Annotated in this window: 8 protein-coding genes; all 8 read left to right on the top strand. The window is 41.5% G+C overall.

Annotated features, from left to right (window positions below):
• Nucleotides 1-173 precede the first annotated feature (173 nt).
• The gene (locus B7E04_RS17565; protein ID WP_080779850.1) at nt 174-1319 is read left to right on the top strand and encodes an efflux RND transporter periplasmic adaptor subunit; all 1146 of its coding nucleotides are present in this window, start codon (nt 174-176) and stop codon (nt 1317-1319) included.
• A gap of 9 nt (nt 1320-1328) precedes the next feature.
• Complete coding sequence (locus tag B7E04_RS17560) at nt 1329-4469, top strand: efflux RND transporter permease subunit (protein ID WP_080779848.1); 3141 nt, start codon at nt 1329-1331, stop codon at nt 4467-4469.
• 17 nt (nt 4470-4486) lie between these two features.
• Nucleotides 4487-5905, top strand: a complete 1419-nt coding sequence (locus B7E04_RS17555; protein WP_080779845.1) for an efflux transporter outer membrane subunit — start codon at nt 4487-4489, stop codon at nt 5903-5905.
• Between the two features lie 59 nt (nt 5906-5964).
• On the top strand, nt 5965-6519 hold the full coding sequence (locus tag B7E04_RS17550; protein WP_080779843.1) for a DUF2652 domain-containing protein: 555 nt from the start codon (nt 5965-5967) through the stop codon (nt 6517-6519).
• Between the two features lie 225 nt (nt 6520-6744).
• Nucleotides 6745-7992 carry a hypothetical protein gene (locus B7E04_RS17545; protein ID WP_139785433.1) on the top strand — a complete coding sequence of 416 codons (1248 nt, stop codon included), beginning with the start codon at nt 6745-6747 and terminating at the stop codon, nt 7990-7992.
• Between the two features lie 188 nt (nt 7993-8180).
• Nucleotides 8181-9056 (top strand): pirin family protein, encoded by an 876-nt coding sequence (locus tag B7E04_RS17540; protein WP_080779841.1) that lies wholly within the window; start codon nt 8181-8183, stop codon nt 9054-9056.
• Nucleotides 9057-9150: 94 nt separating this feature from the next.
• The gene (locus B7E04_RS17535; RefSeq protein ID WP_080779839.1) at nt 9151-9582 is read left to right on the top strand and encodes a hypothetical protein; all 432 of its coding nucleotides are present in this window, start codon (nt 9151-9153) and stop codon (nt 9580-9582) included.
• 341 nt (nt 9583-9923) lie between these two features.
• Nucleotides 9924-12044 (top strand): type IA DNA topoisomerase, encoded by a 2121-nt coding sequence (locus B7E04_RS17530; RefSeq protein WP_080779837.1) that lies wholly within the window; start codon nt 9924-9926, stop codon nt 12042-12044.
• Nucleotides 12045-12313: the final 269 nt, after the last annotated feature.

Raw genomic sequence — 12313 nt, 5'->3', positions numbered from 1 at the left:
TGATATAAAATTTTAAAATCTGTTATTTATATATTCTATAATTGGCTTATAGTGACATTTGTCATGTTTTAATGAATCAGGAGTCTTTTTGACAAAACAAGAAGTTTTTTGAATATTTTGCTTGAACTTTTTTCGAACGAATTTTGCCGGGTAAATTTAAAAGGAATATTGTTATGCAGAGATTTTTTATTCAAAAATCGACCCTACTTTTCCTCTCAATGATCGTTTTGGCGGCGTGTGGGAAAGGTAATCAAAACCAGGCTTATCAACAGCAGGCACCCGAACTTCCGACCGCGAAAGTACAGCAGGGGGATGCTTCTGTTTCAAGAGAATATGCAGCTTCTGTGGAAGGAGTTTCCAATGTGGAGATCAGACCGCAGGTTACCGGATATTTAAGTAAAATTTTCGTAGATGAAGGGGATTATGTAAACGCCGGACAGGCGCTGTTTAAAATAGAGGACCAGATCTTCCGTGAGCAGATGAAAAGTGCCCAGGCATCACTGATTACGGCGCAAGCCAACCTTTCAACCGCTAAGATAGACCTGGATAGGAAGAAAGAGCTTTTAAGAAATAAAATGGTTTCCGAGATCCAGGTGAAAGAAGCTGAAGCAACTTATAATGCGGCCAGAGGTGCGGTTAGTCAGGCTGTATCTTCCATAGAATCGGCAAAAATTAACCTTAATTTTTCCACCATCAAAGCGCCGGTAAGTGGTTTTATCGGAAGGTTCAATTACCGTCTGGGAAGTTTAATGACACCTTCCAACCAGCAGCCGATCACGCTTTTATCAGACATTCATGAGGTATACACCTATTTCAGCATGAGTGAAACTGATTTCAATAATTTCCAGAAAAAACAGGCAGGAAGCAGCATCGGTGAGATCATTAAAAATACTCCGGCGGTTTCTCTGTTGCTTTCAGGTGGAGAAAAGTACGCGCAGACCGGAAAAATTGATGCCGTGGAAGGGCAGTTCAATAAAACCACAGGCTCCATTACATTGAGGGCAAAATTCCCGAATCCCGGAAATATCTTAAGAAGCGGAAATACAGGGAAAGTGGTGCTGGATCAGTTTTACAGCAATGTGGTCCTGCTTCCGATAGCGTCTACCAGAACCATCCAGGATAAAATTTTCGTGTTCTCCATTAAAGGTGGGAAAGCCGCGATGCTGCCGGTGGAAGTAGCAGGAAAAGCAGGTGACAACTTTATCATTTCCAAAGGGCTTAAAGCCGGCGATGAGTACATCGTAACCGGTTTCGACAGGCTGCAGCCGGGAACTCCGGTCGTTGCTCAGAAAAAGAATGCTCAACAGAAAAAAGCGTAAGAAGAAATCATGTTAAAAACTATTATAAAAAGACCCGTACTGGCAACGGTAATTTCTGTGTTGCTTGTTATTCTGGGTATCGTCGGTATGGTCAACCTGCCGATTACAAAATTTCCGGACATTGCACCGCCTACTGTTATGGTTACTGCAGCTTATCCGGGAGCCAATGCTGAAACCATTGCAAGATCGGTGGCTCCGCCTTTGGAAAATGCCATCAACGGGGTGGAAAATATGGATTATATTACCTCCACAGCCAGTAATGACGGAACTTTAAGCATTACGGTAATCTTTAAACTGGGGACAGATCCCGATCAGGCTGCGATTAATGTTCAGAACAGGGTAGCCCAGGTGACGAACCAGCTTCCTGCCGAAGTAATCCAGGCCGGAATTACCACCCTGAAAAGACAGAACAGCATGATTGCCATGGTTTCATTAACCAGTAAAGATGGTAAAATGGACGATCTTTTCCTGGAAAATTATGCTAAAATAAATATCGTACCGGAACTGAAAAGGGTAAAAGGAGTAGGAGATGCCATGGTGTACGGAAACAAGGATTATTCCATGAGGGTATGGCTTGATCCGAATAAACTGACTTCCTACAACCTGACGCCATCTGATGTTTCAAGAGCGATTCAGACCCAGAACCTGGAGGCGGCACCCGGAAGATTCGGGGAAAGAAGTAAAGAAGCCATGGAATATGTGCTTCGCTACAAAGGAAAATTCACAGAACCTGAACAGTATGAAAATATTGTGATCAAAGCGCTGAGCGACGGTTCCGTTTTAAAGTTAAAAGATGTTGCCAAAGTAGAATTCGGGGCCTACAGCTACACGGTTTCTTCCAACTTCAATAAAAAAGCGTCCGTAACCATGGCGATCTTCCAAATGGCCGGATCTAATGCAAATGAAGTGCAGATCGCGCTTCAGGCAAGAATGAAAGAACTTGAGAAATCTTTTCCGGAAGGAATGGCATATGAAATTCCGTATGCTACAAAAGAGGCACTGGATCAGTCTATTGACCAGGTGATTCATACCCTGATCGAAGCATTTATCCTCGTATTCATCGTGGTGTATATTTTCCTGCAGGATTTCCGTTCAACCCTGATTCCGGCTATTGCAGTTCCGGTATCTATTGTGGGAACCTTCTTCTTTATGAATGTGTTTGGTTTTTCTATTAATATCCTGACGTTATTTGCCCTGGTACTGGCCATTGGTATTGTGGTGGATGACGCCATTGTCGTCGTGGAAGCAGTCCATGCTAAAATGGAACATAAAAAGCTTAACCCAAGGGCTGCGACCATGTCGGCGATGAGTGAAATTACAGGAGCAATTGTTTCCATTACGCTGATCATGTCGGCGGTATTCGTTCCGGTAGCATTTATGAGCGGATCTACAGGGTTGTTTTACCAGCAGTTTGCACTGACATTAGCCATTGCAATTGTCATTTCAGCGGTTAATGCTTTGACATTAAGTCCTGCTTTATGTGCGATATTCTTAAAGCAGCACCATCCTGAAACTCATGAGAAAATGAATTTCAAAGAAAGGTTTTTTGCCGGTTTTAATGCCAGTTTCAATAAGCTCACATTCCGGTATGGAAAAGCAGTACTGTTCCTTTTAAAAAGAAAATGGGTGGCACTCATTATTATTGTAGCATTCGGTGGTTTGTTTGCGTGGATGTCTATGACTACGCCAAAAGGATTTATTCCTGATGAAGACCAGAGTTTCATCATTGTAACCGCCAATCTTGCACCGGGAGCCTCAAAGGACAGAACGACCAAAGTGGTTTCTGATACGGAAGATCTTCTGATGAAGAATCCGGCGGTGGAAAAAGTAATTTCGGTAGACGGATTGAATCTGTTCAGCGGCTCTATGTCGTCTTCAGCAGCTTCTATTTTCGTTAAACTGAAAAAAACGGAGGAAAGAGGACAGGTAAGTAATATCAATGATATCATCGGACAGGTTCAGGGAATGCTTTCGCAGGATAAAAGGGCGAATTTCCTGGTGATCAACACGCCTACGGTAGACGGTTTCGGAAATACCAGCGGAATGGAGCTTGTGCTTCAGGACCGTACGAACGGAGATCTTCAGAATTTGGGAAATATTTCCTACGGAATGATGGGGGCACTGATGCAGAGACCGGAAGTAGCAGTGGCATTTACCACTTTTGATGTGACGTATCCGCAGTTTGAGGTTCTTGTGGATGAAGTGAAAGCCGCGCAGCTTGGGGTGAATGTTTCTGATGTATTAGGAGTAATGCAGGGATATTACGGAAGTATCCAGTCTTCGGATTTCAACAGATTCGGGAAATATTACAGGGTTTTGGTACAGTCTACTCCGGAAACACGACAGGATAAAGAATCTCTTAACGGGATCTTCGTTAAAAATAACTCAGGCGAAATGGTTCCTGTCAATACGTTGGTGACTTTGAAACAGGTGACCGGAGCAGAAGTGGTAGACCGTTTCAACCTGTTCAATTCATCGAACTTAACCGTAATGGCAGCTCCGGGATATAGCTCGGGACAGGCGATGGCAGCTGTTGAAGAAGTGAGTAAGCAGGTGCTTCCTCCGGGATATACCTATGATTATAAAGGGATGAGCCGTGAAGAGGTGACTGCCGGTTCACAGTCGGTGATGATCTTCGGACTGTGTATCATCTTCGTATTCTTCCTTTTATCGGCACAATATGAAAGCTATGTGCTTCCATTAGCTGTACTGATCGCGATTCCTGTAGGCTTGTCAGGAGTTTTCGTTGGAATTACCATGGCAGATCTTTCCAATAATATCTACGTTCAGATTGCATTGGTGATGTTGATTGGTCTTCTGGCGAAAAACGGGATCCTGATTGTGGAATTTGCCATACAGCGCCGAAGAGCAGGGAAAAGTCTTATTGCATCGGCAGTGGAAGGTGCAAAAGCCCGTCTGCGCCCGATTCTGATGACCTCCCTGGCATTTATCGCAGGACTGCTTCCGTTATTGTTTGTGGTTGGACCATCGGCATTAGGAAACCATTCCATTGGATTTGCTGCGGTTTCCGGAATGATCTTCGGAACGGTATTGGGAATTTTCGTGGTTCCGGTACTTTTTGTGGTCTTCCAGGCCCTGCATGAAAGAATGAGCGGAAAAACAGTAACCGAAGCCGACTGGCAGTATTAATCCAAATGAGTATTACAATGAATTCAATTAAAAATATAGCCTTTATCGCATTGATCTCAGGGACCGCTATTTCCTGCAAGGTTCAGAAATTTGAGCGTCCTGAAGTGAAAATGCCTGAAACTTTCAGAAGTGACAGCCTCCTCGCAGACACCCAGGAGAATATCGCAAAGACAAGCTACAAAGACTTTTTTAAAGACCCGGTTCTGGTAAAGCTGATTGATAAAGCAGTGGCGCAGAACAACGATTTTCTTGTCGCATTAAAGCAGATAGAATATGCCTCATTAGCCTATAACCAAAGCAAGTGGGGAAATGTTCCCACGATCAGTGCGACATTGGCGAATGCAAGTATCAGCCGTCCTTCGGATAACAGTATGAACGGAATGATGGCCGGGCAGTTTATGGGAAGAAAGTATACGGAAGATTATACCACATCTCTCAATTTTTCGTGGGAAGCAGATATCTGGGGAAAGATCAGAGGAAGAAAAGAACAGGCGTTGGCAGACTATCTTAAAACCCAGGAAGCAGCAAAAGCAGTGAAAACCCAGTTGGTAGCTTCCGTAGTGCAGGGATATTATAATCTGCTGATGCTGGATACGCAATTGCAGATCACAAAATCCAATCTGGAATATTCAGACAATACGTTGAAATTTTTAACCAAACAGCAGGAATTAGGCCTGACAACAGCACTAGCCGTACAGCAGCAGGAAATCCTGAAAGATCAGATCGTAAAATCTATTCCTGCGATTGAAAGCTCCATTGCCATTCAGGAAAATGCTTTGAGCCTGCTTACAGGTTCCATGCCGGATAAAATTGAAAGAAGCGGAAGTCTGAATAACGTACAGTCACCGGACAGGATTTCAACCGGAATCCCGTCAGAACTTTTAAGCTACAGACCTGACATTAAAAGTGCAGAACTGGAAGTAAGAAAAAGTGCTGCCGCCATCCACGTAGCAAAAGTAAGCATGTATCCTTCCCTGAATATTACAGCCCAGGGCGGTTTGAATGCGTTCCAGGCGAGTCACTGGTTCAGTGTGCCGGGTTCTCTTTTCGGAATGGCGGCAGGAATGATCGCACAGCCTATTCTGAACGGGAAACAGCTGAAAACACAGTACGAGCAATCTAAAGTAATGGCAGATCAGGCTGAAATTAATTTTAAACAATCGGTCCTGAAAGCCGTAGGAGAGGTTTCCGATGCGCTGGTACAGATCCAGAAGCTTGAAGAGCAGCAGAAAATTGCAGAAGGACTGGCTTTAAAATCAAATGAAGCCGTAAAAAAAGCTGATATTTTATTTAAGTATAATTCAGCGACTTATGTAGAGGTGATCATCGCCCAGAGCAATAAACTTCAGGCAGAGCTGGACCTGGCGTCCCTGAAAGCACAAAGGCTTAATGCCATCACTTCCCTGTACAGAGCAGTAGGAGGAGGCTGGCAGTAAAGTAAAATTGAACCTGCTTCGTCTATGATGGGGAAGCAGGTTTTTAAACTATAAACATTATGAAGAATACAAATATACATGCGGGTATCATTCTTATTCCTGATTTCAGCGGGTTTACAGAATTTGTGTTCAATACAAAACTTTATACAGGAGAATATATTGTAAGACAACTACTATCTACACTGATCGATATAAACGATGAGTATTTTGAAATCTCAGAAATTGAAGGCGATGCCATTTTATTTTACAGATATGATGACCAGCCGTCTTACCAGAACATTTCAACAATACTCTGGAAAATGCGGAACGCCTTTAACCGGAAAATCAAAGAGCTGAGGAAGGAGCTCAGCATTTCCATAGACATGTCCCTGAAATTCATTGTCCATTATGGAAAATTTTCCCAATACAAGATCGGAAACTTTAAGAAACTTTACGGTCAGACGATTGTGGAAGCCCATCAGATGCTTAAGAATGGTTTTGCAGAACAGCCGTCTTATGCGCTGTTCAGCAATTCATTTCTGGAAAACAGCATGAACCGGGGAACGGACTTTACCAGCCATAAATATGATCTGCCGGAAGTTGGTACGATCCATTATTTTGAAAACGTCAACTAGCATATCTATTTTTTAATCCTTGTAAATTTGCTATGCGCTGCCCGGAAAGATCCGGGCTTTTTTTTATTCTAAAATGCTGAATGCAGGATCAGTAAAGAATTTGAAAGAAATAATTTTCATTCTGTGGTATTAAATTTTCGATCTGTAAATACTACAAAAGTGTACTACCAGGACATTTTTTTATGCTCTAATTTTGATAGTGAAAACAATACTAAAATTTTTACAATGAAAATCTATTTTACATTAATGCTTTGCATTTTTGCCTTAATAATGGTACGTACACAGACGAAATTCTGCGATTGCTCTGGCCCGCTTGATAAGGATCTGAAAAAAGTTGTGAAAGACAGTGAATATAGCAACTTTAAAAACTGGCTTTATGAGTACTATCAAAAAGACGAAACTTCCAGAAGCTCTATGAAGAAGTCTGCAGAAAATTCATTTACAGGTAAAGTACAGGCTGTAGTTAAAAGCATTCCTACTACCGGAAGTGTAGATAAATCATCTTCAAAGTCTAAAAGTATAGATGTATTTTATAATCTTGAGGAATTCTTTTTAAGGAACAGGTATATAACTGATGAATCATTGAATGAACTTTTTGCTTCTGAAATGTCAGATGGACAATTATCAGCTTATAAAGCTTGCTTGAAATACTGTACAGAGTCATTGGGCTCAGGAATTTCGACTATTGCCGGGGGAGATCCATCCGATGTGTTTTATATCCAGATTAAATATGATGCACAGAAGTCCGGAGACTCGGTTACTTTGCTGGGAGATGCGCAGTATAATAATTTGGTCCCGGTAGGAAGTTTTCTTTTTAGAGATGGGGTTAAATTAAAAGACAGACAAACTAAAATCCAATATTTTAAAAGACTTGATCCGTATAAAGATGCCTCATTTTCTTTTAATCTGAAAGAATCAATAGCTGGTATTACTCCGGTAACCTTTGATGCGATAGAAAAGAAGCTTGGAAACATGGTACCTGTGGGTACCATTATAGCGTCCGTGTTAAATTATAATTCATTTTTGAAAGCAAACAATTATGATGTTGAACAATCCGGGAATATGCAGAAAATGATATGGGTTCCGTGTGATGGCCGGGATGTTATGGTTAGTGAATATGGCTTATATTCGGGAGGACGGGTACCAGACCTGAGAGGTGTTTTTTTACGGGGTATTAATGATTATGGCGTGGCTTTCCCAAGTACCAAGACGGTGAACAATATGCAAAAAAATCCTGAAAATAAGATTGCAGGTGAGTTTCAGGCTGATATTACAGGTCCGCACTCTCATGGATGGACAGGAACATATGGTAATGGTAATCCTGATGGTTCGGCAGACAGAATTGGCGGTCCTGTAAATAATCCTCTCGCTTACCCGGTGCAGTCCCTCGAAGGCCATGTTTTAAGCGGTGGCGGGCCGGAAACCAGACCTAAAAATATTACAGTATATTATTATATTAAAATAAACAATTGATAAAATTTACATATTTATCTACTTAATTTCTAGCCCGGAGAAATCCGGGTTTTTTATTTTTAGATTATTAATTCTGATAATATCAAATGATACTATCAGAATTAATGTGATTTATTAAACTAGTTAAATGTACAGGAATTTTTATCACCCTACATTTGCCTTATCAAATTAAACAAAAAGCTAAAGATATGGACCGGAAAGATTTTTTAAAGAAAGGTTTATTGGGAACAGGGATGTTTGTAGCCTCCGCGTCATTGGGGAATACCATGAAAAATGAGATCGATGAAATTGAGCCGCTGGAACCGATCGGATACAATCATTTACCCAATCCTGATTCTAAAGTTAAAGACAATTCAGTTATTCATAAAGCGGATTCCAGAGGAAAGGCAGACCACGGCTGGCTGCTGAGCCACCATACGTTCAGCTTTGCGAATTATCACAATCCGGAAAGAATGCATTTCGGTGTACTGAGAGTCCTCAATGATGATAAAGTGGAAGCTGGAAGAGGATTCGGGACCCATCCCCATGATAATATGGAAATCATCAGCATCCCTTTGGAAGGCGATCTGGAACACCAGGACAGCATGGGAAATACAGCCATCATCAGAAGCGGAGATATCCAGGTGATGAGTGCGGGAACAGGTATCATGCACAGTGAATTCAATAAAAACAAAGACAGCCTGGTGAAGTTTCTTCAGATCTGGGTCTATCCTAGAAAGAGAAATGTTGCTCCAAGATATGATCAGATCACGTTAGACAAAACAAAAAGCAAAAATAAATTCCAGCAAATTCTTTCTCCCAACGCAGATGATGAGGGAGTCTGGATTCATCAGGATGCCTGGTTCCATCTCGGAAACTTTGACAATGCTGTAGAAACTCAGTATCAAATCAAGAAAAAAGGAAATGGCGTGTATGCGTTTATTTTAAAGGGAACAGTAGAAATTGAAGGCCAGAAACTGGAAGAACGGGATGGTTTTGGAATCTGGGATATTGAAGAACTGAATATGAAAGCAATGGCGGATGGTACAGAAATCCTGCTGATGGACGTTCCGATGACGATGTAATTCAAAATAGATCATGAACCTTGTTTCATAATATTGTGAAAGGCTCTCTTTTTTAAGGGGGCTTTTTGGTATATTTAGGTTTTAATAAAATGGAATGGGATTAGGGCTTGAAATAAGTTTTGTATTTGATAAAGAAGAACCTTTACAGCAGTATCTGGCCCTGAGGGACCAATATCATTTTGATGGCAGGGACGGTTTAAACCTGGTGATGTCCGGTGACGGAACTGATGATGAAGACAGGCTGTTGTGGCAAATGGAACGAGCTTTGGCCACTGACATGAAGATCCTGAATTTCTGGGAGTTTTATGAAGAATATATTGATCTGAAACTGTTAAAATCTAACCTGATGCAAATACGGGAAGCATTGAAAATTAAGCCGGAATTTTATAAGAAAATAGCGTATGGACACGATGTTGAAGAAGGTTATCTTAAAGAGAAATTCGCGGAAGATGTCAGCTTCCTGATTGAAAGACTGAATCTGAATATGATGAATGGGGCAGAAAAAGTAATGTTTGTTACCTGGTAGTCTTTCTTTTCGCTGGCGCGAGCGTCCCGCTCGTGCCCCACATATATCATAAATTCACATCAATTTTCAAAATACTTCCATTATATTCATAGTAATTTTTTGCACTGCTGTATTTCCAATCATCCTTCGTGTTCTTATTTCAGCGTTAAACAATTTTATCGGAGATAAAATCCTTGCGCCTTAAAATAAAACAAAACAAAAAATTGCGTCCTTGCGATGTCCAACGAATAACACTACACGATATCAAATCTATTTTAAGCACAACAAACCCACAGCAACTAAATTAGCTTAATCCAAAAAAAATCCCGAATTTTGTCCCCCTTCAACAATTCCGAATATTCATGAAACTTTGTATTGCCGAAAAACCCAGTGTTGCCAGAGATATCGCCAAAGTATTGGGTGCTAATGTGCCTAAACAGGGTTATATGGAAGGAAACGGCTATTGCGTGACATGGACTTTCGGGCATCTTTGCACGTTGAAGGAACCGCATGACTATGGTCCTCAATATAAATCCTGGAACCTGTTCCTGTTACCTATTATTCCTCAGAGTTTTGGAATTAAGCTGATTCCAAACAAAGGCGTTGAAAATCAGTTTAAAGTCATAGAAAAGCTAGTGGAGGAGTGTGATGAGGTGATTAATTGCGGGGATGCCGGGCAGGAAGGGGAACTCATTCAGAGATGGGTATTGCAGAAAGCGAAATGCAACAAGCCGATTCAGCGTCTGTGGATTTCGTCCCTTACGGAAGAAGCCATCAAAGAAGGTTTTGCAAAATTAAAACCTGCGGAAGATTACAAAAATCTCTACCTGGCAGGAAATGCAAGAGCGATCGGGGACTGGCTGTTGGGAATCAATGCAACCAGGTTATTCACGAAAAAATTTGGTGGAAACAAAGCCGTTCTCTCCATCGGAAGGGTGCAAACCCCGACTTTAGCAATGCTGGTTCAGCGCCAGAAAGAAATCGACGCCTTTACAACAGAAGAATATTGGGAACTCAAAACAAAATATCGGGATGTGATTTTCAATGCGGCCATCGATCGTTTAAAAACACTTGAACGAGCGGAGAAAGGGCTGGAATATCTTAAGCTGAATCCTTTTGAGATCGTTTCTTTTGAAATCAAAGAAGGAAAAGAAAAAAATCCCAGACTTTTCGATTTAACGGGACTTCAGGTTGAAGCCAATAAAAAATATGGCTTTTCTGCAGACAACACACTGAGTTATATCCAAAGCCTGTACGAGAAAAAGCATGTGACCTATCCCCGTGTAGATACCACCTATCTATCCGAAAGTTTATACCCGAAAATAGAAGGGATTCTTCAGAGAATGAATTTCTATCAGGAATTGGTAGCACCCTTGCTGCAGGAACCTATTCCAAAATCCAAGGCTGTTTTTGATGATGCAAAAGTAACGGATCACCATGCAATTATTCCTACCGAGGTTCCGCCGTCACAGAACTTAAGCAGGGAAGAAAAGCTGATTTATGATCTCGTAGCGAAACGTTTCATTGCGGTGTTTTATCCGGAATGCAAAATTTCCAATACCCTGGTTGAAGGAAAAGTAGGAACTATTCCGTTTAAAACGAGTGGAAGACAGATTCTGGAACCGGGATGGAGAGCCGTTTATGCAAAAGAGCCAAAGGAGGAAGCAGCAGATAAAGAAAAAGAAAAGGAAGAAGAGCAGACCATTCCTGAATTTACCGTGGGAGAAAGCGGTCCGCACGATCCTATGATCCATCAGGGGAAAACATCGCCACCAAAACCGTATACGGAAGCAACCCTGCTGAGAGCAATGGAAACCGCTGGAAAACAGGTGGATGATGAAGAGCTGCGTGAAATGTTGAAAAACAACGGAATCGGAAGGCCATCTACCCGGGCCAACATCATTGAAACCCTTTTCAAGCGGAAATATATTGAGAAGAAAAGAAAGAATCTGATTGCCACCCAAACCGGGATCCAGCTTATTGATACCATTGAAGACGAACTGCTGAAAAGCCCGGAACTCACGGGAGAATGGGAACTGAAGCTCCGTAAAATTGAAAGCGGGGAATACGAAGCCAACCAGTTTAAAGAAGAGCTGATCCAGATGGTAACCGAACTCACCAAAAAAGTGGTTGACGGCAAGGGAAAAGTAATTATGCTGCAGGAAGAGGAAAAAGTGGAGGAGAAGAAAAAAAGAGAACCTGCACAGAAAAAAGAACTTCAGTCCTGGGAGGAAACGAAATGCCCGAAATGTAAGGAACACCATCTGATCAAAGGAAAAGCAGCGGTAGGATGCTCAGATTTCAAGAATTGCGGATTTAAAATCACCTTTGAAATATTTGGAAAAAAACTTTCCGATAAGCAACTTTTAGACCTTGTATTAAAAGGGAAAACCTCAAAGCTGAAAGGATTCAGTACACACTCTGATAGTTTGACAGAAGGAGTTTTAACCATCACAGAGGATTTTCAGGTACTGCTTTCCTGAGATTTAATGAAACAGCTTATCATACCATCCGCTGAGGTCTTTTTTGAATTTCATCAGTAGAAACGGGCTTTAGCCCGTTAAAAGCAATAATCATCACCTTAAATAAGGCTTTAGCCAAAACTTATATTCTGCATTATCCCCAATCATCTGTGTCAATCTGTGCCATCTGTGGTTGAAAAAAACAAAAACGATTTTACACACTCATCGTGACAGATTACAGGCTCCACAAAACAAATGTTCTTAAATCTTGCGGTCAAATTCAAAACTTA

Source organism: Chryseobacterium phocaeense (assembly GCF_900169075.1).
Lineage (GTDB): Bacteria > Bacteroidota > Bacteroidia > Flavobacteriales > Weeksellaceae > Chryseobacterium > Chryseobacterium phocaeense.
This window is presented reverse-complemented; position numbering and strand designations above follow the sequence as displayed.